Annotated in this window: 24 protein-coding genes; 9 read left to right on the top strand and 15 right to left on the bottom strand. The window is 53.5% G+C overall.

Annotated features, from left to right (window positions below):
* Window positions 1–3: 3 nt before the first annotated feature.
* The 3 genes from BS29_RS05550 to BS29_RS05540 form a co-directional block, all read right to left on the bottom strand.
* A complete protein-coding gene (locus BS29_RS05550; protein ID WP_229956220.1) occupies window positions 4–702 on the bottom strand; it encodes a glutathione S-transferase family protein in 699 nt (232 codons plus the stop codon).
* 67 nt (window positions 703–769) lie between these two features.
* Window positions 770–1,966, bottom strand: a complete 1,197-nt coding sequence (gene purT / locus BS29_RS05545) for a formate-dependent phosphoribosylglycinamide formyltransferase (RefSeq protein WP_229956219.1) — start codon at window positions 1,964–1,966, stop codon at window positions 770–772.
* A 119-nt stretch (window positions 1,967–2,085) separates the two neighbouring features.
* The gene (locus BS29_RS05540) at window positions 2,086–2,550 is read right to left on the bottom strand and encodes a VOC family protein (protein ID WP_229956218.1); all 465 of its coding nucleotides are present in this window, start codon (window positions 2,548–2,550) and stop codon (window positions 2,086–2,088) included.
* A 134-nt stretch (window positions 2,551–2,684) separates the two neighbouring features.
* Between BS29_RS05540 and BS29_RS05535 the strand changes: the two genes are divergently transcribed.
* Genes BS29_RS05535 through BS29_RS05525 form a run of 3 tightly spaced genes read left to right on the top strand, consistent with a single transcriptional unit; the run spans window position 2,685 to window position 5,147 of the window.
* Entirely contained in the window at window positions 2,685–4,817 is a 2,133-nt protein-coding gene (locus BS29_RS05535; RefSeq protein WP_229956217.1) for a TonB-dependent receptor, read from the top strand.
* A gap of 55 nt (window positions 4,818–4,872) precedes the next feature.
* Window positions 4,873–4,998, top strand: a complete 126-nt coding sequence (locus tag BS29_RS05530; protein WP_108810735.1) for an entericidin A/B family lipoprotein — start codon at window positions 4,873–4,875, stop codon at window positions 4,996–4,998.
* A gap of 23 nt (window positions 4,999–5,021) precedes the next feature.
* A complete protein-coding gene (locus BS29_RS05525) occupies window positions 5,022–5,147 on the top strand; it encodes an entericidin A/B family lipoprotein (protein WP_108810736.1) in 126 nt (41 codons plus the stop codon).
* A gap of 1 nt (window position 5,148) precedes the next feature.
* Here BS29_RS05525 and tatC read toward each other — a convergent pair whose 3' ends face one another.
* From tatC to BS29_RS05480, 9 genes are all read right to left on the bottom strand, one after another.
* Window positions 5,149–5,931, bottom strand: coding sequence for a twin-arginine translocase subunit TatC (gene tatC / locus BS29_RS05520; RefSeq protein WP_229956216.1), 783 nt, complete (start codon window positions 5,929–5,931; stop codon window positions 5,149–5,151).
* Window positions 5,928–6,311: a Sec-independent protein translocase protein TatB gene (gene tatB / locus BS29_RS05515; RefSeq protein ID WP_229956215.1), complete on the bottom strand. Its 384-nt coding sequence runs from the start codon at window positions 6,309–6,311 to the stop codon at window positions 5,928–5,930. Before tatB ends, tatC begins: the two co-directional genes overlap by 4 nt.
* A gap of 30 nt (window positions 6,312–6,341) precedes the next feature.
* Window positions 6,342–6,569, bottom strand: a complete 228-nt coding sequence (locus BS29_RS05510; RefSeq protein WP_229956214.1) for a twin-arginine translocase TatA/TatE family subunit — start codon at window positions 6,567–6,569, stop codon at window positions 6,342–6,344.
* Between the two features lie 28 nt (window positions 6,570–6,597).
* Window positions 6,598–7,251 carry an SMC-Scp complex subunit ScpB gene (gene scpB, locus BS29_RS05505; RefSeq protein WP_229956953.1) on the bottom strand — a complete coding sequence of 218 codons (654 nt, stop codon included), beginning with the start codon at window positions 7,249–7,251 and terminating at the stop codon, window positions 6,598–6,600.
* 61 nt (window positions 7,252–7,312) lie between these two features.
* Window positions 7,313–8,107: a segregation and condensation protein A gene (locus tag BS29_RS05500; protein ID WP_229956213.1), complete on the bottom strand. Its 795-nt coding sequence runs from the start codon at window positions 8,105–8,107 to the stop codon at window positions 7,313–7,315.
* A complete protein-coding gene (gene nagZ / locus BS29_RS05495; RefSeq protein WP_229956212.1) occupies window positions 8,107–9,114 on the bottom strand; it encodes a beta-N-acetylhexosaminidase in 1,008 nt (335 codons plus the stop codon). The genes BS29_RS05500 and nagZ overlap by 1 nt, the downstream gene beginning before the upstream one ends.
* Window positions 9,115–9,236: 122 nt before the next feature.
* Window positions 9,237–9,866 carry an SPOR domain-containing protein gene (locus BS29_RS05490; RefSeq protein WP_229956211.1) on the bottom strand — a complete coding sequence of 210 codons (630 nt, stop codon included), beginning with the start codon at window positions 9,864–9,866 and terminating at the stop codon, window positions 9,237–9,239.
* A gap of 29 nt (window positions 9,867–9,895) precedes the next feature.
* Window positions 9,896–11,620, bottom strand: a complete 1,725-nt coding sequence (gene argS, locus BS29_RS05485) for an arginine--tRNA ligase (RefSeq protein WP_229956210.1) — start codon at window positions 11,618–11,620, stop codon at window positions 9,896–9,898.
* A gap of 73 nt (window positions 11,621–11,693) precedes the next feature.
* Entirely contained in the window at window positions 11,694–12,353 is a 660-nt protein-coding gene (locus BS29_RS05480; protein WP_229956952.1) for a hypothetical protein, read from the bottom strand.
* Between the two features lie 157 nt (window positions 12,354–12,510).
* Between BS29_RS05480 and ispH the strand changes: the two genes are divergently transcribed.
* The 3 genes from ispH to rnhA are packed head-to-tail and all read left to right on the top strand — an operon-like array spanning window position 12,511 to window position 14,878.
* On the top strand, window positions 12,511–13,470 hold the full coding sequence (ispH, locus tag BS29_RS05475) for a 4-hydroxy-3-methylbut-2-enyl diphosphate reductase (protein WP_229956209.1): 960 nt from the start codon (window positions 12,511–12,513) through the stop codon (window positions 13,468–13,470).
* Window positions 13,470–14,429 carry a homoserine kinase gene (thrB, locus tag BS29_RS05470; RefSeq protein WP_229956208.1) on the top strand — a complete coding sequence of 320 codons (960 nt, stop codon included), beginning with the start codon at window positions 13,470–13,472 and terminating at the stop codon, window positions 14,427–14,429. The genes ispH and thrB overlap by 1 nt, the downstream gene beginning before the upstream one ends.
* On the top strand, window positions 14,426–14,878 hold the full coding sequence (gene rnhA, locus BS29_RS05465) for a ribonuclease HI (protein WP_229956207.1): 453 nt from the start codon (window positions 14,426–14,428) through the stop codon (window positions 14,876–14,878). The genes thrB and rnhA overlap by 4 nt, the downstream gene beginning before the upstream one ends.
* Before the next feature lie 68 nt (window positions 14,879–14,946).
* Here rnhA and BS29_RS05460 read toward each other — a convergent pair whose 3' ends face one another.
* The 3 genes from BS29_RS05460 to BS29_RS05450 all read right to left on the bottom strand — a co-directional run bounded on the left by BS29_RS05460 (window position 14,947) and on the right by BS29_RS05450 (window position 17,325).
* On the bottom strand, window positions 14,947–15,123 hold the full coding sequence (locus BS29_RS05460; protein WP_109356459.1) for a YegP family protein: 177 nt from the start codon (window positions 15,121–15,123) through the stop codon (window positions 14,947–14,949).
* Between the two features lie 108 nt (window positions 15,124–15,231).
* The gene (locus tag BS29_RS05455) at window positions 15,232–16,350 is read right to left on the bottom strand and encodes an NAD(P)/FAD-dependent oxidoreductase (RefSeq protein WP_229956206.1); all 1,119 of its coding nucleotides are present in this window, start codon (window positions 16,348–16,350) and stop codon (window positions 15,232–15,234) included.
* 12 nt (window positions 16,351–16,362) lie between these two features.
* The gene (locus BS29_RS05450; protein WP_229956205.1) at window positions 16,363–17,325 is read right to left on the bottom strand and encodes an alpha/beta fold hydrolase; all 963 of its coding nucleotides are present in this window, start codon (window positions 17,323–17,325) and stop codon (window positions 16,363–16,365) included.
* A 118-nt stretch (window positions 17,326–17,443) separates the two neighbouring features.
* Here BS29_RS05450 and BS29_RS05445 point away from each other — a divergent pair, with 118 nt between their 5' ends.
* The 3 genes from BS29_RS05445 to BS29_RS05435 all read left to right on the top strand — a co-directional run bounded on the left by BS29_RS05445 (window position 17,444) and on the right by BS29_RS05435 (window position 20,531).
* On the top strand, window positions 17,444–17,860 hold the full coding sequence (locus tag BS29_RS05445) for an A24 family peptidase (RefSeq protein ID WP_229956204.1): 417 nt from the start codon (window positions 17,444–17,446) through the stop codon (window positions 17,858–17,860).
* 74 nt (window positions 17,861–17,934) lie between these two features.
* Window positions 17,935–18,879: a Flp pilus assembly protein CpaB gene (cpaB, locus tag BS29_RS05440; protein WP_229956203.1), complete on the top strand. Its 945-nt coding sequence runs from the start codon at window positions 17,935–17,937 to the stop codon at window positions 18,877–18,879.
* Window positions 18,876–20,531: a type II and III secretion system protein family protein gene (locus tag BS29_RS05435; protein WP_229956202.1), complete on the top strand. Its 1,656-nt coding sequence runs from the start codon at window positions 18,876–18,878 to the stop codon at window positions 20,529–20,531. Before cpaB ends, BS29_RS05435 begins: the two co-directional genes overlap by 4 nt.
* The last annotated feature ends 4 nt before the right edge of the window (window positions 20,532–20,535 follow it).

The raw sequence follows: 20,535 nt of genomic DNA, 5'->3' as shown, positions 1-20,535 counted from the left end.
CAATCAGGACAGATCAAATTTTTCAGGCACCATCTTGGCAAGCATTTTGTTGCAGGCCGTCAGGTTGCGCTTGAAAACATCATGCGCATTCATCGCCTCCAGAAACGCGACCAACCCCGGCCATTTAGCGGCGTCGGGTGGTCCCGCGATCAAGTCAGTCTGCATCAATTGGGCTGCAACGGCGATATCCGCGATGGAGAGCCCATCACCGAGAAAATATTGTCCGCCGTCAAGTTGCCCTTCGAGATAATCCCATAGCGGCGGCAGTTTTTCATTCCATGTCTTGCGCGCGGTTTCCAGATCAGGTTCCTTGCCAGCCATCGCGGAAAATATGATCGGCCGAAAAACCCCGCCACCGCCATTCATCGCCAGGGCGCTGTCAGCAAATTCCTCCAACCACAACGCACGGCCAAAGAGAAATGGGTCGTCAGGATAGGCAGCGGGCTGCGGACATTTTTTCTCCAGATAGCCGCACATGGCCGAGCTGTCCGCAATCGTGCCAGCCGTTCCTTCGGTACCGACAGACATATCGCGCAAGGCGGGAATGCGTGCCAGCGGGCTTATCTCCAGATACCAGTCCGGCATCGCCATGATGTTGATCGCGACACAATCATAATCGAGCCCTTTGAGCGCAAGCACCGCCTCCGTCTTGCGTTGAAACGGAGACAAAGGTGATCCGTACAGGATAAATTCTGCGGTCATATGTTGGTCTTTCCTTTTTTGCTTTTGTCATCCCGGTGAAAGCCAGGATATAGAGAAATGTCGAACTCTATTTTTCTTGATAACTAATCTCAACCGTATCAGCCGCCTGCTTCGCAAGCGCTCTGGCTGCGTCACTATTCCCGCCCGACGCCAAGGCCACCGCCATGCGTCGAAAGGGCCGCGTAACCGGTTTGCCGAAAATCCGCACGTCCACTTCTGCTCCCTCTTCACTCATGGCCAAGGCATCGGCTATGCCAGTGAAGGTAAATTGCTCACTGTCCCGATCCGCCAATATCACCGCACTGGCACTGGCCGGTGCGGTCAGGGCGATGTGTGGGATGGGAAGCCCCATGATGGCGCGGGCGTGGAGGTCAAATTCGCTCAAATTCTGGCCGATCAGCGTGACCATTCCGGTATCGTGAGGGCGAGGGCTGAGTTCGGAGAAAATCACTTCACCGTCTTTGGTGACAAAAAACTCAACGCCGAACAGGCCCCATCCCTTTCCGTCTCCGGCGAGATTGTCGACGACCTTGCGCGCCATATCCTGTGCGGTGGCGAGCGCCTGGTCCGACATCGCCGCGGGTTGCCAGCTCTCCTGATAATCGCCGCGTTCCTGACGATGGCCAATGGGCGGGCAGAACAACACGCCCTCACCTGTCCGGATTGTCAGAAGCGTGATTTCATAATCAAAATCGATAAATTGCTCGACAATTACGCGCGCACGATCGCCCCGCATATTGTCGACGGCATAGTTCCAGGCATCTTCCAACGCATCGGCATTATCCACCTTACTTTGCCCCTTGCCAGAGGAGGACATGACCGGCTTGATGACCAGCGGCAGCCCAAGATCTTCGGCAGCAGCCTGCACTTCGGCAAAGCTCTCGGCATAATGATAGCGCGAGGTGGTGAGGCCCAGTTCCTGTGCAGCGACATCCCGAATGGCATCGCGGTTCATGGTCAGCTGCGTCGCGCGTGCAGATGGCACGACGTCAAATCCATCCGCCTCCACCTCGGCGAGAATTTCGGTGCGAATGGCTTCGACCTCCGGAACGATCAGATCCGGCTGATGCTTTGCAATGGCTGCGCGCAACTTGTCGCCGTCGAGCATGGAAAAGACTTCATGCGCATCGGCAACCTGCATTGCCGGCGCGGCGGCATAGGAATCGCAAGCGATCACATAAGCGCCGAGACGTTTGGCGGAAATAACAAATTCGCGGCCCAGTTCGCCCGAACCGAGCAGCAGGATTTTCTTGGTAAAGGTCATGGATTGGCGTCATAACCAAACATGGACGGTCCGTCATCCTGAACTTGGTTCAGGATCTTGCCAGAGACAAAGCGCTGAGCAATATGAGATCCTGAAACAAGTTCAGGATGACGACTTATCTAAGCCCCCTCGGCCATCATCTCTGTCATTCGGCGGTTCATTTCTTCCGGGCTGACATCTTCGATATGCGTGGACAAGGTCCATTCATGGCCAAAGGGATCTTTCACCCAGCCGGAGCGATCGCCGTAAAACTGGTCTTCTACCGGCCGCACCGCAGTCGCGCCCGCCGCAACAGCCTTGTCAAAGGCCGCATCGACATTTTCAACATAGATCATCAGGCTGCTGGTAGAACCGCCCCTGGCCTTGGGACCAAGCTTGTCCATATCGGGAAATTCATCGGCCAGCATGATATGGCTGTCGCCGATCAGTATATCGGCATGACCAATCTTGTCGCCCATCGGCATGCGCATGACTTCCTCGGCACCAAAAGCCTCTTTGTAAAAATCGATCGCCGCCGCCGCGTCATCGACGGTCAAATAGGCGGTAACACTATGATATCCGTCTTCTTTCCATTGGGTCATCATTTCTCTCCTCGCCAGAAAGCAACAATGTAACAAATTTGCATCAGTTTTGCGAATTCGTACTAAACGAATTGATATATCATATCATATGGATTATCGGCTCCCTCAATCTTTCCCCTTATGAAAAAGAGTAAATCGTGTCCCATTCTAAATTTCTGACTTCAGCAGCTGTCATATTATTACCTGTCTCCCCGGCATTGGCCCAATCTGGTCAACAGACGGAAACCGGAGATGACTTCCACAATGACGATGCGATTGTTGTCACCGCGCCCTATGTTGAGCGGCTTGACATATTGGCCGGTACATCCGTTCTAACCGGCGATCAGCTGACCCAGGATTTGCGCGGGCAGATTGGTGACACCTTGACCAAATTGCCTGGTGTTTCAGCGACCAGCTTTGCCCCCGGTTCTTCCCGGCCGGTACTACGCGGCTTTCAAGGACCGCGAGTCCGGGTTCTCACCGATGGTATCGGTACGCTCGATGCCTCCAATACCTCGGTCGATCATGCCGTTTCCATTGATCCTTTGACCGCCCAGAGCGTCGAAGTGCTCCGCGGACCAGCAGTGCTGCTGTTCGGTGGCGATGCCATTGGCGGTGCAGTCAATGTGATCGACAAACGGATCCCTCGCGATATTCCCGATGAAGCATTCCATCTCGATGCCGTTGGCGGCTTTGGCAGTGCAGCCAATGACTGGAGTGTTGGCGGATCGCTCGATGTACCGCTCACCGAGTCGCTGGTTTTCCATATTGATGGTAGCTTCCGCGATACCGATGATCTCGACATACCCGGTTTTGTACTATCCCCCGAACTGCGTAGCGAAGTGTTGGCGCAAGCAGCGGAAGAGACAGAAGAAGGCAATCTCGACGAAGCCGAAGAACTGACCGAAACCGCCAATCAACGGGGTTCAATCTCTAATAGCGCCAGCCGCACCTACAGCGCTTCGACTGGCCTCGCCTATATTGCAGATGGCGGCCATATCGGCTTTTCCGTCAGCTATTATGATACAGATTATGGTGTTCCCTCCCGCCCCGGTGCGGAGCATGCCCATGAAGATGGGGATCCAGCCGACCCCGGTGAAGAAGAGGAAGAAGAAGGTCCAGTGACCATCGGCCTCGAACAGATCCGTGCTGACCTCCGCGCCGGGGTAAATCTGGGCGATGGATTCTTTGAATCGCTCAACCTGCGCGTTGGTTATTCGGACTATGAACATACCGAATTTGAAGGTGATGAAGTCGGCACCGTCTTTGAGGTGGAAGGCATCGAAGCCCGGGCAGAACTGGTTCAAAACGAACGCAATGGCTGGCGCGGTGTGATCGGTACGCAGCTTTTGGTGCGCGATTTCAACGCAATTGGCGCCGAAGCCTTCGTACCCAAAAACAGCATTGAAAGCTGGGCCCTGTTTACCGTGCAGGAAATCGATCTCGGCAATTTTGAACTCGAAGCGGCAGCCCGCTTTGATCATGCCGATATCAAGTCCAACATCGTCAATTTTGACCGCAGCTTTGACAGTTTCTCCGGTGCACTGGGCTTTGCCTATGCCCCGGATGACAGTGGCCTCAGACTGGGCGTCAATCTCTCCCGGTCAGAGCGCGCGCCATCGGCGGAAGAGCTGCTGTCCGATGGTCCCCATATTGCGACACAGGCGTTTGAAATCGGCAACCCCAATTTCACGACTGAAAAAAGCTGGGGTGGTGAGCTTTATGCCCGCTGGAATTCCGAGGATATTCAGCTGAGCGCAACCGCTTATGCCAATTTCTTCGACGACTATATTTTCGAAACGGAAACTGGCGAAGAAGAAGACGATCTGCCTGTTTTCCAATTTTTCCAACGCGATGCGACCTATTATGGCTTTGAAGCCTCCGCATCCTTCGTCGTTGCCCGTTCGGGCGGCTTCGCGTTTGTCACTGACGGGGTTGCCGATTATGTCCGGGCGAAAATCAAAGATGGCGGCGGTCCCGTTCCACGGATCCCACCCTTGCGTCTGCTCGGCGGTATTGGTGCCCAGAGCGATTCTCTCGATGTTCGCGCAGAACTGGAATGGGCAGACAGCCAGAACCGGGTTTCGGCTTTCGAAACGCCGACCGACAGCTTTACCATGGTCAATGCCTCTGCAGCGTGGCGGCCGTTCGGCAAGGAAGGCGGCGTAACCCTGCTTGCCGCGGCTAATAATATCTTTGATGTGAAAGCGCGTCGTCATGCCTCGTTCACGAAAGATTTTGTACCGCTGGCAGGGCGTGATATTCGTATCAGCGCGAAGTTTAGTTTTTAGCGGGAATCGGGGTACTCCAAATTCCTGCTGAAAACGCAGGATCAGGAGTTACCCTATGCGCAAAATAATCGCTTCTATTGCCCTTTCATCGGCGCTTTTGCTGGGCGCTTGCAACACCGTGCAAGGTGTCGGGGACGATATAAAATCCGTTGGCCGGGCTGGCGAACGGGCGATTGATTAATCCATATCATCAGGAGAGCTACCATGCGCAAGATTTTGGCATCATTGATTATTTCATCCACCCTCGTGCTCGCGGCGTGTAATACGGTTCAGGGCGTTGGACAGGATATTGAATCGGTCGGCCGCGCGGGTGAAGACGCGATAAACTAGGCTATTCGCCGGCTTCTTTCAGCTTGGCACGCTTTCGCTCGGTAAACCACATAATTGCTAGCGATACTTCGTAAAGCATGATCAGAGGCAGGCCGAGCAGAAACTGCGATACAACATCCGGTGGCGTCAATATCGCTGCCAGAACGAAGGCTCCGACAACCATGTAGCGGCGCAGGCCTTTGAGCTGTTCGCGCGTAACCAATCCCGCGCGATTCAGCAGCAATAACAATACCGGCAGCTGGAAGCAGATTCCAAAGGCGAGAATGAACTGCATGACAAGGGATAGATAGTCGCCCATGGCTGGCAACGCCTCTTGCGTCATTCCGCCCACTTCACCCTCAAACCCCAGAAAGAACCGGAACGCTGTCGGCATCACGATATAGTAAGCCAGCGCCGCTCCCGCCGTGAACAACAGCGGCGTAGCAAAGAGAAATGGCAGAAACGCCTTTTTCTCGTTCGCATAAAGCCCCGGCGCGACAAAGGCCCACAGCTGGTTGGAAATAATCGGGAATGCGATAAAAAAGGCTGCGAACATCGCTACCTTTATCTCGACAAAAAAGGCTTCATAGAGCTTGGTATAGACCAGCTTCCCCTCGCCCGGTGGAAAGGCGTCGGTCAAGGGCACCACCAACATCCCGAATATTTCATCGGCGAAATAAAAACTGGCCGCAAAAGCGATAGCGAGCGCCACCACCGACCAGACCAGCCGCTGGCGCAACTCAATCAAATGTTCGATCAGCGGCGCTTTGCTGTCGTCTATTTCAGGCGCAGACTGCTCGTTCATGCGCTCGGTTTTTCTGGCGGTTTTTCTGGCGGTTTTTCTGGTGTATCTTCGCCCAAAGGCAAATTTGGCTGGTCGGTGGCGTCTGTTTCATCTGCCACAGGTGGCCCGTCCAATGGCTGCATCACCGGCTCGTCATCCGAGACAGTGGGGCTTTCGAGCATGATACGCTCGTTTTCCGCAGCCCATTTCTTTTCCATTTCCTGCAATTCCGCCTCGCGGACCATTGCATCAAAGCCGGTGCGGAAATTGCCCATGACGCCGCGTGCCTTGGCCATCCAGCGGCCAGCTGTTGCCAATGCGCGAGGCAACTCTTTCGGGCCGATAACGACGATAGTAATGATCACGATAATCGCGATCTCGGATATGGAAAGGTCAAACATAACGGTACGCCGCGATCCGGCGAGCTGGCACTAGCTGGCCGTCTTGTCAGACGTTGCCGTTTTTTCCACGTTGGCATCCGCCGGTTTGCTGTCAATCTGGGCCGAAGCCTTGGCACTTTCCTCTTCCTCGGTAATGCCTTTTTTGAAGGAACGAATGCCCTTGCCGACATCACCCATCATTTCAGAAATCCGGCCGCGACCGAACAGGATCAGCACCAGGGCTGCTACAATTAAAATCTGCCAAATACTCGGTTGCATCGAAAATCTCCTGATCTATGCGCTCTACTTAAGCACTTTCCGCCTCGTTTTCCAGTGAATCGGCGGTGTCTTCATCATTTTCTTGTGCACCATCTTCGTTAAGCTCTTGTTCCAGCGGTAATTCCTCTGCCGCTTCCATTTCCAGTCGCTCCATCGCCAGATCAACCGGATCCAGCAAACCTGCGGCTTTCAGATCATCAATGCCCGGCAGTTCCTTGCGGCTTTCCAGACCGAAATGGGTCAAGAATTCAGCCGTTGTCGCATAGATTAGCGGCCTACCCGGGACTTCCCTGCGTCCCGCTGGACGGACCCAACCCGCCTCCATCAGCACGTCGAGCGTGCCTTTTGCGACCTGAACGCCTCTGATGGCTTCAATTTCTGCGCGGCTGACCGGTTCGTGATAAGCGATAATCGCCAATGTTTCCATGCCCGCACGGCTGAGTTTGCGCAGTTCCGCACGCTCACGGCGCAACAAGTGCGACAGATCATGAGCGGTCTGAAAATGCCAGCGATCGCCGGTTTTCACCAATGATATGCCGCGTCCGGAATAGTCATTCTGCAGGTCATTAAGCGCAGCGCGAATATCAACCTCGTCGCCGACATAAAGCTTGATATCCGCTATCGTCATCGGATTTTCAGAGGCAAAAAGCGTTGCTTCCACCGCCCGCGTGCCTTCATTCATATCGACATGCCTCAATTCTCGTGCTTGGCCCATGATCAGTCCGCGATCCTCTTCCACTGGCTTATCCATCACTATTTGCCTTTATTTTAAGCGGCGCAAAACTTTCATCCTGGCTGAGCTCCAATTTCCCCTGTCGCGCCAGTTCCAGCGCCGCGAGAAAACTTGATGCCAGCGCCGATTTTCGTAATTCCGACGGCGCACCGGGTGGCAGGAAGTCGCGAATATCCATCCAGTCAATCGCTTCGCCGAGCATCAGCGACACTCTCGCCAATGCGTCTTCCAGCGTCATGACCATACGCTGTTTGACAATATGTACCGGCGGTATGTTGCGCAATTTAACGCGGCCATAAGCCGATATCAGATCATAATATTCCGCCTGCCAATGCCGGTTTTTCACCACCCGCAAACCTTCAGGCGCGCCGCGTGCAAAGACGTCTCGGCCGATCCGGTCACGGCCCAGCAACCGGGCGCCCGCCTCACGCATCGCATTGAGCCGTTCGAGCCGCATTTGCAGGCGCAGCGCCAGTTCTTCCGGTGAAGGATCCACTTCAGGGTCTTTGGGTAGCAGCAGGCCGGACTTCAAATAAGTTAGCCATGCCGCCATCACCAGATAATCTGCCGCCAGCTCCAGTTTCAGGCTCTGCGCATCGGCAATATATTTCAGATATTGCTGGACCAGTTCGAGGATCGAAATTTCGCGTAAATCGACTTTCTGATTCCGCGCCAGAGCGAGAAGCAGATCAAGCGGGCCTTCCCAACCATCAATGTTAAGCGTCAGCGATGTGTCTTCTTCCGTCTGTGATGGAGGAAGGAAAAAGCTTTCCGGTTCGTTCTCTTGATCCTGCTTTTGATCCATCAGGCCGCTGCCATCAATTCATCGCGCCGGGCCACCAGCTCTTCCATATCCGGGCCCTCACGGGTTTCGGCGATAGTCGCCATGGCATCATCCAGCCGCTGCCTGGCTTTTGCGCTCATTTCGGCCAGACCCTCCGCAATGCCGGTCATATCATCCATCTTAGCCCAGCAGTTCAGCGCGATATCGCAACCCGCCTGTTGCGCCCGAACGGCGCGCTCTGGCACAGTACCAGACAAGGCTTCCATATCGAGATCATCGGTGAACAGCAGGCCATCAAAGCCTATTTTCCCGCGAATAATATCTTGAATCACCGTTTTAGAAAGCGTTGAGGGCACCTCCGTATCCCAGGCCGTGAACAGCAAATGGCCCGTCATGCCCATAGGCGCATCTTTTAACGTCTTGAACGGCGCCAAATCTGTTTCCAGTTCGTCCTCGCTGGCCGTTACGGTAGGCAATGCTTTGTGCGTATCCACGCTGGTCCGGCCATGACCTGGCATATGTTTGACCACACCGACCACGCCGCCGCGTTGCAGCCCGTCCAATATTGCGCGGCCCAGTGCCGCCACCCGCATGGGCTCGCTACCCAATGCTCGGTCACCGATAACATTATCCGCATCCGGCTGGCGGACATCCAGCAGTGGCAGGCAGTCGACTGTGATACCGACTTCGTTCAGACTGGTTGCAATGGCCTGTGCATTGAGCCGCGCCGCCTCGATTGCAGTGGCTGGAGCAATATCATAAAGCTTGTCAAACACTTCGCCCGCCGGAAATTTTGGCCAGATCGGCTCCTGCATTCGGGCGACACGGCCGCCTTCCTGATCGATCAAGATAGCGACATCATCGCGGCCATGTAGAGCGCGAAGCTCATCGGTCAGCGCCCGTAACTGCTGCTTGCTTTCGATATTTCGGCCAAAGATAATATATCCGGCAGGATCAGATTCTTTAAAAAACGCCTTTTCGTCAGACGTTAAGCTTAGCCCCGACATGCCAAAAACTGCTGGTGTCATGATCTAACTCTACCCAATCCCGCACAAAATACCACTTGGCATCATGCGCATGTTTGGCAGAGCGGTAAAGCGGAAAGCGCCGTTATCCACAGCGCTTCCCCTATTCTTACGGCTTTTCGTCCCTATTGGGGAACGACTATGCAGCTTTCACCAGCCGCTTTCAGGCCGTTGCACACTTTTTGCGCTGCCGAAACATCAGGAGCTACCGCATTCAGGCGATAAATTGTCCCGCCTTCAACCGTGCCCTGAACGATTTTCTTCGGCAAAGCATCAATATCGGCAAAACGCCGTGCGAAGCCGGACCAGGCACGGTCGGCCTGCGACGCAGAGCTAAAGGCACCCAGCTGGATCATGGCGCTGCCCGGTGCTGTTGGCACAGTCTTTCTAATTGGTGCTTCGACCGGAGGAGCTGTTCCCAGCTTTCCTGGTGTTTCCTGCCCCTGACTGGCCGCAAAACTGGCATCACCTTCGCCTTCAAATTGCTTGGCCTGCGGATCATCAGGGCGCACCTTATAGTCGCCCTCTTGCGCGGCGATCAGCGTACCGTCGCCGCTCAATCCACCAGCATCACGATTTTGCATCCAGTAGATCCCGCCAACGATGGCAGCAAGCAACGCAATCGCGAGACCAATGAACAACGCGACACGAATGGGAGAATATTCATCCTCCCCCTCATAATCCTCAGCAGATTCAAGCCAGGGCAGACGATTATCATCGTCCAGATCCAGGCTATCGCTATTCACATCAGACATTCTCAAACCCCACAGTAATTCTCAAACGCTCACATTTTGTCAGCGGCGCTAACCCCCATCAGCGCGAGACCGTTCTTAATTACTTGCCCTAAATATTTAGCTAAGAAAAGCCTAGCGGACGTCATGGCAGGGTCATTAACCATGATGATCCGCATTTCTGGCCGGTCATTGCCCATATTCCAAAAGGCATGAAACGCCGCAGCCAGATCGTTCAGGTAAAAGGCAACCCGATGCGGTTCCCGGTTTGCAGCAGCCGATTCGACTATCCGCGGGAATTGGGCGGCTTGCTTGATAAGATCCAGTTCTTCCGCGCCCAACTTGTCGAGATGCTCGTCGGAAGGGTGCATATCCTCTTCCGCAGCCGCCTTGCGCAAGGTCGACTGAATACGAGCATGGGCATATTGCACATAAAAGACCGGATTATCGCGAGACGCTTCTGTCACTTTGGCAAAATCGAAATCCATTTGCGCGTCCGCTTTGCGGGTCAGCATGGTAAAACGCACAGCATCTTTGCCAACTTCGTCGACCATATCAGCAATGGTGACAAAGTTTCCGGACCGCTTGGACATTTTTTCAGGCTCACCATCGCGCAACAGCCGAACCATTTGGACCAGTTTGACATCAAACTTGGTCTTGCCTTCGGTGAGCGCCGCAACGGCCGCCTTTATCCGCTTTACCGTGCCTGCATGATCGGCACCCCAAATATCGATAAGTTCATCTGCACTTTGGGCTTTTTGGAAATGATAAGCGAGATCGCCGCCAAAATAGGTCCACCGACCATTTGACTTCTTAATCGGCCGATCCTGGTCATCACCATATTTTGTCGAGCGGAACAACGGCAATTCGACCGCTTCCCAGTCATCAATCGTCTTGCCCTTGGGCTTTTCCAGCACGCCGTCATAGACCAGATCACGGGAACGCAATTCCGCCTCCGCCGCATCGGCCTTGCCCGCTTCATGCAATTCCGCTTCGGATGAAAAAACATCATGTTCGATGCCGAGCAACGCAAGGTCTGCCCGGATCATATCCATCATGCCAGCGACAGCCGCTTTACGGAAAATCGGCAACCAGTCATCAATCGGCGCATCTACATATTGATCGCCAAATTGCTGCGCCAAGGCCCAACCCACCGGCTTTAGATAGTCGCCGGGATAAAGGCCTTCGGGAATGGCCAATATCGTCTCGCCAAGCGCTTCACGATAGCGAATATGGACAGATTCCGCGAGGATATCGACCTGCGCGCCCGCGTCATTCACATAATATTCGCGGATCACTTTATGCCCGATAAATTCGAGCAAATCGGCCAAAGCATCGCCGACAACTGCACCGCGGCAATGGCCCATATGCATAGGGCCCGTCGGGTTGGCCGAGACATATTCTACATTCACGGTAACGCCCTGCCCCTTCGTCGAACGGCCATAATCAGCGCCCAAGGCGGCAATTTCTTTCAATTCGGTCAGGAGAACAGCGTCACTCACACGCAGATTGATGAAACCAGGTCCAGCCATCTCTGCGGCCTTCACGTCATCCAGCGCCGACAGTTTGACGACGATCTTTTCCGCCAGATCGCGCGGCTTTGCGCCAGCGGCTTTAGACAATACCATCGCAGCATTGGTTGACAGATCACCATGCGAAGGATCACGCGGTGGCTCCAGCGTCACATTTTTGCGATCGAGGTCAGCTGGCAGATCACCGCTCGCCACCAATTCATCGAGAGCTTTGTTTATATGGTGCTGAAAAATATCGAACAGCATGGTTTTACCCCAATTTTCAATAGACTATTGCGCCCGGACCTGCCGAGCCAAACACAAATATAACCAGAAAATCTTATCGGGTCGCGTTATATTGCAGCTGTTCCGGGGTCAGCTGAAATCCGATCAACAGCTCAAAAGTTGATCGCGCAACTGCCGCACGTACCGCCGGATCGGCCAACGGGTCCAACGCAGCATCTGGATCTCCAGGTTTGCGGCGGCGTGTGATTCTTTCAATCACATCTTCCGGCAAGCGCGCGGCCGCTGCATCAACATAGGAACCTGCTTTGCCGGAAGCGGAAGCTCGATATTGGCCATCAGCAAATGTCAGGGTTACATTTTTGACGCGCTTGGCAACAACAGCGGTACCGCCTTGCACAACAGTAGAAAAATAAGGAACTGTAACCGTCCGCGTGCCTTCCGGGCGAGAACGGAGCGCATACACATCAAATGTTGCTTCGGTGTAGATCCGGGCGCCTTCACTGTTACAGGTCGAGCGGAGGTTAGTGATGTTAGCGACAACATCAATTGCATTGGCATCGGTGCTGCCCACAGGATCAAAAACCGTAATGTCCCCCGTATGGTCGGGCACAGCAACAGCCGGGCAACCGGTGCGTGTTACGCTGACGCCCACACCGGAACTGATATCCAGCTCGCCATCTCTGGCGCAGCCCGCCAGTGCCAAAACCGTTACACCCGTCAATAGCAGTTTGTTGAAACGCCCTTTGAATATCATGCCTGTTCCTTGCCTTTGGTCCCATTTTACACAGATATGATCTGCGTCCTTGTTCAGGGTTTGGAAACCCTTATCTATGCCTTTAGAAGCACGCAACCATCCATAGGATGAACAGACGGGCTTTTCGCCGCTCATGTTTTTCACTAAGGCTTTGATTATGAATCAGCAGAAATCAGAAAAACCCCGCATAAGCTTGCTTGTAGCCGCCCCGCGCGGCTTTTGTGCGGGCGTGGATCGGGCGATAAAAATTGTCGAACTGGCGATCGAAAAATATGGTGCACCGGTCTATGTTCGCCACGAAATCGTCCATAATCGCTATGTTGTCGATGAATTGAAGAAGCTGGGCGCGGTATTTGTAGAGGAACTGGATGAAGTTCCCGATGGCGTTCCTGTGGTGTTTTCCGCCCATGGAGTTCCCAAGGCAGTGCCTCATAAAGCCGAAGAACGTGGTCTCGAATATCTCGACGCCACATGTCCACTGGTGTCGAAAGTGCATCGACAGGCTGAACGCCAGGTGGAAGCCGGACGCCATATTATCTTTGTTGGTCACGAGAATCACCCCGAGGTTATCGGCACATTCGGTCAGGTCGACGAGGGCATGATGACATTGGTTGAAACGGTGGAAGATGTCGCCGCACTCAACCCTGATGATCCCGAAAAATTATCATTCCTGACTCAAACGACTCTGTCTGTCGATGACACCAGAGCGATTGTTGAAGCCCTGCAGGCCCGCTTCCCGTCCATTGTCGGCCCAAAAGGCGAAGATATTTGCTACGCTACGTCAAACCGGCAAGAAGCCGTCAAAAGCATTGCGAAGTCTTGCGATCTTGTGCTCGTTATTGGTGCCCCGAACAGTTCCAACAGCTTGCGACTGGTGGAAGTAGCAGAGCGCGAAGGAACAGATTCCTATCTAATCCAGCGCGCCGATGAAATTGATATGGCCTGGATGGAAGGCGTTGGCACCTTGGGTCTGACCGCCGGGGCGTCGGCACCAGAAATATTGGTGCGTGAGGTCGTTAATCGGCTCGAAGAGCGTTATGTGATCGACGAACAGAAAATAGAAACGGCCGACGAACGCATGGTATTCAAACTCCCGCGCGGGCTCGAAGCTGCCTGATGGCCGTTTATACCAAGGTTAGCGCAGAACAGATTGATGCTTTCCTGACCCGTTTTGATGTCGGCACATTAGTCTCCGCGAAAGGGATTGCCGAGGGCGTTGAAAATAGCAACTATCTGATCGAAACTACGCAAGATCGTTTCATTTTGACGCTTTACGAAAAGCGTGTTGATCCAGATGACTTGCCATTCTTCATTGCAATGCTGGACCATCTTGCAGCAAAAAATTGCCCTGTTCCGCCAATGATTGCTGATCGGAATAATGTCAAAATCCAGGAATTATGCGGACGATCCGCTTGTCTTATAAAGTTTCTGCCTGGAATTTCGGTCACGGTCCCAACCGCCGCGCAGGCCGAGGCGACGGGACGCGCCCTTGGCGATATGCATGAAGCACTCAAGGATTTTACGGGTACCCGGCCCAACAGCATGAACCATGATACATGGCGGCAGCTGGCTAAAGATTGCGGCCCCGACGAATTGGATGCGATTGCGTCAGGCTTACATGATCTGGTCGAAAGCGAATTGGATCACCTTGACGCCCATTGGCCGGATGACCTTCCTCAATCTGTGATTCACGCTGATCTGTTTCCTGACAATGTGCTGATGCTTGATGATCAGGTTACTGGCCTGATCGACTTTTATTTTTCCTGCACCGACGTCCGAGCCTATGATCTCGCCGTTACACATTCCGCATGGTGCTTCTCCGACGATGGCAGTCAGTTTGATGCCAATGTTTCCACCGCGTTGATGCGCGGCTATCTCGAGACATTTGCATTAAGTACCCAAGAATGCGCGGCCTTGCCAATTCTCGCACGCGGTGCGTCGCTACGCTTCATGCTCACCCGCGCCTATGACTGGATCAACACCCCAGCCGATGCGTTGGTCACCCGCAAGGACCCGACAGCTTTTCTGAAACGCTTGACCTTCTATCAAAACAACCCGGATATTTTTAACAGATGAGCGATCTTTCTTATGTCGAAATCGCAACCGATGGCGCGTGCAAGGGCAATCCCGGCCCCGGAGGCTGGGGTGCGTTAATCCGCTATGGCGACAAAGAGAAGGAAATCTCGGGTGGTGAGCCGGAAACAACCAACAACCGAATGGAGCTGAGGGCAGCGATTGAAGCGCTCAACACGCTCAAGCGGCCTTGTAAAGTCAGGCTGTCGATTGACAGCACTTATGTAAAAGATGGCATTACCCAATGGGTGTTTAACTGGCAGAAAAACGGGTGGCGTACAGCGGCCAAAAAGCCTGTTAAAAATGCCGACCTGTGGCAAGACCTGCTTGAGGCGGTCAAACGCCACGATATCGAATGGCATTGGGTAAAGGGCCATGCGGGCGACGCCGATAATGAACGCGCCGACATGCTGGCAAGTGATGCAGCGCTTAATGTGGCTGCGGGCCGCTAAGAGGCCATAGGCGTTATCCCAGCCTGAGCGGGGATAACGCTTAAATCCATATTGTAGCTTACGCTGCCTTAGCTATTATCTTCGACCTCAGCGCCCGGGCCATTTTTAATGATGGAAGCGATCGCATTTTTGGCGCTGGATTTGCTCTTATATCCCTCGGTCGAGAACATGATTTCGCTATTGTGTTTAAAGCGTACCCGGAACTCGCCTTTTTTATCCTTATAAATTTCAAATTTATGCGCCATATTTTCTCACTCCTTTTTCGGCCTATGCTGGCCTTTGTCGGTCCCCATCGGACTTGTGATTTATTGCGCCTTAAAACGCTGAACGCAACGGGAAATATGTAAAACCGCCTAGAGCAGAAATCTATCGGGCTGATATAGGGCCGCATCAAGCGATTGCACCGATGGTGCGCGCTCTGTATCCAGAAAAAGAGAGCGGGCCAATTTGGCTGCTGCCGGCGCAGTTTGAATACCAAAGCCGCCTTGCCCTGCAAACCAGAAGAAATCAGGTTGCTTGGGATCAAATCCGTAAACCGGCAAACGATCGGGTGCGAAACTGCGCAGACCGGCCCATTTGCGGTTCACCGTTCGAATTTCAACATCCAACACGGACTGAAACCGGTCAATCGCTACAGCAACGTCCCATTCCTCCGGCGCGACATCTGAGGCCGGTACGGGCGTTTCATCATGCGGGCTTAGCCAATAGCTGCCCCCTGCTTCTGGTTTGAAGTAGAAACTGCCATCCAGCGCTACCACTAGCGGCATATCTGCTGAAGAGGCGGGATCGGTTTGCAATTGCACCATCGTCCTGCGCATAGGTTGAATCGAGATAGGCAATGCCCCGGCAAGCGCCGCGATATCCGCCGCCCAAGCACCCGCGGCGTTGATGATCTGCTTGGCAAATATTACATCGCCGCCGCAATGGATGGCCCATAGGCCACCCTGTCGCTCGATATTCTCTACCCGCATTCGGCATTGCAGCGTTGCGCCCTTGCGTTTTGCATCGCGCAAATAGGCCATGTGGAGGCCGCCCACATCAATATCGCAGCAATCTGGTTCATATACTGCGCGATCCCACTCGGGCTTCAAATAGGGAACAACTGGATCAATCTCGTCTCTGGTCCAGGGCGACATCGCTACCCCACTCTCTGCAAATTCAGCGATAAACTGATCCACTAGGTGTTGTTCGTCAGATCGACCGATATTTACCGCTCGGCGCTTGACCAGAAAAGCGGTTTCGGAAAATGCGGGATCAGGGTCATTCAAAAATCCAAAAGACGCAGTCGTCAACGGTTGCACTTGCGGACCGCCATAAGTCTCGGTCCAAAAGGCGGCAGAACGACCCGTACTGTGGTAGCCGGGCTGGTCTTCTGCCTCCAGCATGATCACCGAGCGCTGATCAGCTATTTCCGACGCAATACTTGCCCCAGCTATGCCGGCTCCGATTATTGCGACATCATATTGGTTCATCAGGAAAAAGTCTCACTGCAGCGGGACCACCCTATCTAGAAATTCAAAGCTTGCCTGCAAGGCTTCATTACGCACCGGGTCAGCTTCCCGATAAATTTCATGGGCACATTCTTTGCCAAATAGTTTCATTTCGGCCCGCGGCAAAAGATGCACCGCCCGTTCAATCGTCATATGGTCGACCAGCTCATCCGTCGCGGTAGCAAGTATCAATATTGGAGTATCGACCGCCTCCAGATGTTTTCGCTCCCTCAGTTGCCGCGTCGATGCATAGGCCCGTTCAACCCAGCGCCAACTGGCTGGCCCCAATCGAACAAATGGCCGCTCTGCAAACCAGAAAAACTCGTCCGAGTAACGATCGGCATCGTGCGTTAACAAACCCTGTCGCAAAACTTCTGGCTCAAGCGGTTTTTCGCTGACCTTCCAGGCGCGGCGCTTTTCTCTGCCGAAAGCGCATATAATCTTGGATAGAAAATAGGCCGCCCATTCCGGCATTCCCCCACCAGCCGGTGCCAGCATCGGTGCACTCAATATCACGGCGTCAGGATGAATACGCTGTTCTGCCAGCGCCCGGGCAACCAGATGGCCACCCATGCTGTGGGCAACCACTATATGGGGGCCTGGATGACTGGCCCGCCAATCGCTATAAAAAGCGCGCAGATCATCGACCCAGATTGCGAAATCTTCAATATGGCCGACATGCGGATGCGGACCACAGCGGCCAGAACCGCCCTGGCCTCGCCAATCGGGCGATGTCACATTCCATCCTGCTGCGTGATAATCGTTAAAAGTCTCAAGATATTTTTCGTAGAAATCAGCCCGACCGGTCATAAACAATATCGAGCCGCGACTTTCTTCACACGACTGTGTCCAATCAAATTGCCGCATGCTCCAACCATCTGGCGCATGCCATTCCAGCTCTTTGGCATCTTTCGGGATGGAACGTCGATCAAATAAAGGCGGATTTGATCGACTCAAAAACGGGCTCCGGTCACTATGGTTACTTTTTGGTAAGGCATTTTTCTTAAAGCTGTTTCCCATGAACGGGGAACATCTCATCTACTTGCTCTGGGGCGGCTTGGCAATTGCACTGATTGTGGCAGCCATTACCGATATCAAGAGTCGTCATATTTCGAATAAGCTGAATCTGGCCATTGCGCTGGGCGCGCCAATATATTGGATCGCCAGCGGCATGTCTTTCTGGCCCGACATGGTGTGGCAAATCGGCATCGCTACGGTTGTGTTTACCATATTTGCCGGAATGTTTGCGATCGGCGCGATGGGCGGCGGGGACGTCAAACTCCTGACAGCCATTGCGTTGTGGCTCCATTGGCTCCCGTTAATCCAGATGCTCGTCGTCATGTCGATCGCTGGCGGCGTGCTCACGCTGTTAATGATAACAGCTAAGAAAATCCAAAAAACTGAGGGTCCAGTAAAGGTCCCGTATGGAGTCGCCATCTCATTTGCGGGGCTTTGGATTATTAGCGAACGATATTTTAACCATTTTACTTGAAAGAGAAATTTACCGCCAACGGATCGTTTCAGGGTGATCGATTTGGGTGGGGCATTCAGGAGGCGTAAGACGTCATGGACAAGAAGAAACTAATTTTACTCATCGGTGCATTGGTAGTGGCTGCCGTCACAGCCTTGCTCGCGAGAAATATGTTCGCCGGTGCATCTGCACCACAGGTAGAAGCGAAAAAAGTCGAAGTGCTCGGCGAAGAAGTCCTGGTGGCTTCACGCGCTTTACCAGTCGGTACAATCATTACGCCGGACGCGTTCAGCTTTCAGCCTTGGCCAGAAGAACTGGTTGAGGAAGCCTATTATAAAAAAGAAGGCACCGATATCGAGTCCCTGAACGGAACAGTGGTTCGCAATGCGATCACCGCAGGCCAACCGCTCACCAAAGGCGCTATTGTAAGCCCAGGCGATCGCGGGTTTCTTGCTGCGGCATTGGGCCCTGGCATGCGCGCCGTCACCATACCGGTATCCGGTTTGACTGGTGTTGCAGGCTTTGTATTCCCAGGCGACCGTGTTGACCTGATGCTCACGCAAAAAGTTGTGGGCGAAGGTCCAGAGATGCAAGTTTCTGAAACGGTTATTCGTAACGTCCGCGTTTTGGCTACTGACAATCGCGTCACTCAGACTGTCAACGAAGCCGGTCAAGCGGTCGCGACCAAAACCAAATTGGTTACGCTTGAGGCAAGTCCGAAAATTGCTGAAAAAGTAGCTGTTGCGCAGACCCTGGGCACGTTGAGTCTCGCCCTGCGCTCACTTGCTGACAATACAGCCGAACTGGAACAAGCTATTGCTTCTGGCGAGGTCACTTTGCCGAAAACCGATGATCCGGCTGAAGAAGCAGCAATTATCCGGTCTCTGGCGGCACGTCCAGACACCAAGAAGTCAACCTTTTCAACGGGCGGCGAAGTGTCACGTTTCGAGCCACGTCGACCACCGCTAAGAGACGTACCATCAGTTCGGGTATCGCGCGGTAAGGCGCTCGAGGAAGTCAAGTTCGGAGACAATAAATGACCATCCAATATGCAAAGCATAGCCGTCTGAAAAAGAATATTTCGGGCAAAAAGAAAATCGGTTCGGCAATTGCAGCTATTCTGGCTTTGGCCGTCACCGCAAACAGCACGACGCCGCTAAATGCTCAGTCTGTTAAAGTTTCTGCACCACAATCCCGTGTCTCGGTGGCTGTCGGTCGCGGAAAGCTGATCACACTGCCGGCACCTATCGAAGATATCTTCATTGCCGACGATCAAATAGCTGACGTACAGGTTCGTTCCCCTCGCCAAGTCTATATCTTTGGTAAGGATGGTGGTCAGACGAGTTTCTATGCAACCAGCCGTTCCGGTAAGGTTGTATATTCGGCCGAAGTATCAGTCGGTGCTGAAATTTCCTCTATCGACCAGATGTTGGCTCTGGCTATGCCGGACGCCAAAATCACGGTAAGTTCGAAAAACAATTTCGTGCTGCTGACCGGGACTATTGCTGATCCGGATGATGCAGAAGAAGCAGAAAATCTGGTGAAGGCTTATGTCGGCGATGGCGCCGGTGGTGCAGGTACAACTGTTATCAGTCGCCTTAAAACAGCAACCCCCATGCAGGTCAATCTGCGGGTGCGTTTTGCTGAAGTCAGCCGTTCGCTAGCGAAGAATATCAATGGTAACTTGTTGACCCGTGATACAACTGGCGGTTTCCTGTTTGGTATATCCCGTGGCCGCAACTTCGGTTCTATCACTGATTTCGATGTTAGCGGTTTTCCGACCTTAGATGCGTCCAGCCTCTTCGGTCTGCCAGCCGGTTCGATTTCCTTGCCGTTTAATACGGCGACGGGCCAATTTGTGACCCAAGGCGGCACGGCTTTTAACTTCAACCAGGCAACTGGTCTGGATTCTATCCAAGCCGCAGGTCGTCTTTTCGGTCTTGATATTTCAACGGCACTGGACGTGTCCGAGCGCATCGGATTGGTCACGACATTGGCTTCACCAAACTTGACCACGATATCCGGTGAAACCGCCAGCTTCCTTGCAGGCGGGCGTTTTCCAATACCACAATCTTCCGGTTTTGGTGAGGTTTCCGTTACGTATCAAAGCTTTGGCGTTGAACTCACATATACGCCAACGGTATTGTCCAATGGACGGATTTCGCTGCGCGTTCGGCCAAGTGTTTCCGACATCTCGGCAAATGGCGCCGTCCGTTTGAACGGTTTTGAAATTCCAGCCATCTCAACCCGTGAAGCGGAAACCACCGTGGAGCTGGGTTCTGGTGAGAGCTTCATGATCGCTGGCTTGATGCAGAATAATTATAGCTCAACCCTCGACAAGACCCCGGGGCTGGCTGATGTGCCGATCCTCGGCAATCTTTTCAAGTCTGACGGTTATCGGAAAAACGAGACAGAGTTGATGATCGTTGTGACCCCTTATTTGGTCAAACCGGTTAGCGACAGCGAGATTGTTTTGCCGACCGACGGGTTCAAGCAAGCCAATGATTTTGAGCGGTTGATCATGAACCGGCAGAGTTCAACCGGTACGGACGATCGTCCAAAGCCATCAGTTGCACCCCCTGTCGCTTCCGGTCCCGCTCTTGGCAGCCTCTCAGCGCCAACCAAGGGCAAAACCGCCAAAAAATCCAAGAAATCCGGCGGCGCGGCCCCCGGCTTCAGCTTCGATAAATAGTCCG

Origin of the sequence: Parasphingorhabdus litoris DSM 22379, from assembly GCF_020906275.1 — a bacterium.
GTDB classification, from domain to species: domain Bacteria; phylum Pseudomonadota; class Alphaproteobacteria; order Sphingomonadales; family Sphingomonadaceae; genus Parasphingorhabdus; species Parasphingorhabdus litoris.
This window is presented reverse-complemented; position numbering and strand designations above follow the sequence as displayed.

Bases quoted from the DNA above. Each gene is read 5' to 3' on its own strand.
- BS29_RS05435 (WP_229956202.1), top strand. From the start codon at position 18,876: ATGACCATCCAATATGCAAAGCATAGCCGTCTGAAAAAGAATATTTCG.
- BS29_RS05480 (WP_229956952.1), bottom strand. From the start codon at position 12,353: ATGATATTCAAAGGGCGTTTCAACAAACTGCTATTGACGGGTGTAACG.
- argS (WP_229956210.1), bottom strand. From the start codon at position 11,620: ATGCTGTTCGATATTTTTCAGCACCATATAAACAAAGCTCTCGATGAA.
- BS29_RS05510 (WP_229956214.1), bottom strand. From the start codon at position 6,569: ATGCAACCGAGTATTTGGCAGATTTTAATTGTAGCAGCCCTGGTGCTG.
- tatB (WP_229956215.1), bottom strand. From the start codon at position 6,311: ATGTTTGACCTTTCCATATCCGAGATCGCGATTATCGTGATCATTACT.
- purT (WP_229956219.1), bottom strand. From the start codon at position 1,966: ATGACCTTTACCAAGAAAATCCTGCTGCTCGGTTCGGGCGAACTGGGC.
- BS29_RS05490 (WP_229956211.1), bottom strand. From the start codon at position 9,866: ATGTCTGATGTGAATAGCGATAGCCTGGATCTGGACGATGATAATCGT.
- BS29_RS05540 (WP_229956218.1), bottom strand. From the start codon at position 2,550: ATGATGACCCAATGGAAAGAAGACGGATATCATAGTGTTACCGCCTAT.
- rnhA (WP_229956207.1), top strand. From the start codon at position 14,426: ATGAGCGATCTTTCTTATGTCGAAATCGCAACCGATGGCGCGTGCAAG.
- BS29_RS05455 (WP_229956206.1), bottom strand. From the start codon at position 16,350: ATGAACCAATATGATGTCGCAATAATCGGAGCCGGCATAGCTGGGGCA.
- scpB (WP_229956953.1), bottom strand. From the start codon at position 7,251: ATGAATGAAGGCACGCGGGCGGTGGAAGCAACGCTTTTTGCCTCTGAA.
- BS29_RS05460 (WP_109356459.1), bottom strand. From the start codon at position 15,123: ATGGCGCATAAATTTGAAATTTATAAGGATAAAAAAGGCGAGTTCCGG.
- BS29_RS05500 (WP_229956213.1), bottom strand. From the start codon at position 8,107: ATGGATCAAAAGCAGGATCAAGAGAACGAACCGGAAAGCTTTTTCCTT.
- cpaB (WP_229956203.1), top strand. From the start codon at position 17,935: ATGGACAAGAAGAAACTAATTTTACTCATCGGTGCATTGGTAGTGGCT.
- nagZ (WP_229956212.1), bottom strand. From the start codon at position 9,114: ATGACACCAGCAGTTTTTGGCATGTCGGGGCTAAGCTTAACGTCTGAC.
- ispH (WP_229956209.1), top strand. From the start codon at position 12,511: ATGAATCAGCAGAAATCAGAAAAACCCCGCATAAGCTTGCTTGTAGCC.
- BS29_RS05530 (WP_108810735.1), top strand. From the start codon at position 4,873: ATGCGCAAAATAATCGCTTCTATTGCCCTTTCATCGGCGCTTTTGCTG.
- BS29_RS05525 (WP_108810736.1), top strand. From the start codon at position 5,022: ATGCGCAAGATTTTGGCATCATTGATTATTTCATCCACCCTCGTGCTC.
- thrB (WP_229956208.1), top strand. From the start codon at position 13,470: ATGGCCGTTTATACCAAGGTTAGCGCAGAACAGATTGATGCTTTCCTG.
- tatC (WP_229956216.1), bottom strand. From the start codon at position 5,931: ATGAACGAGCAGTCTGCGCCTGAAATAGACGACAGCAAAGCGCCGCTG.
- BS29_RS05550 (WP_229956220.1), bottom strand. From the start codon at position 702: ATGACCGCAGAATTTATCCTGTACGGATCACCTTTGTCTCCGTTTCAA.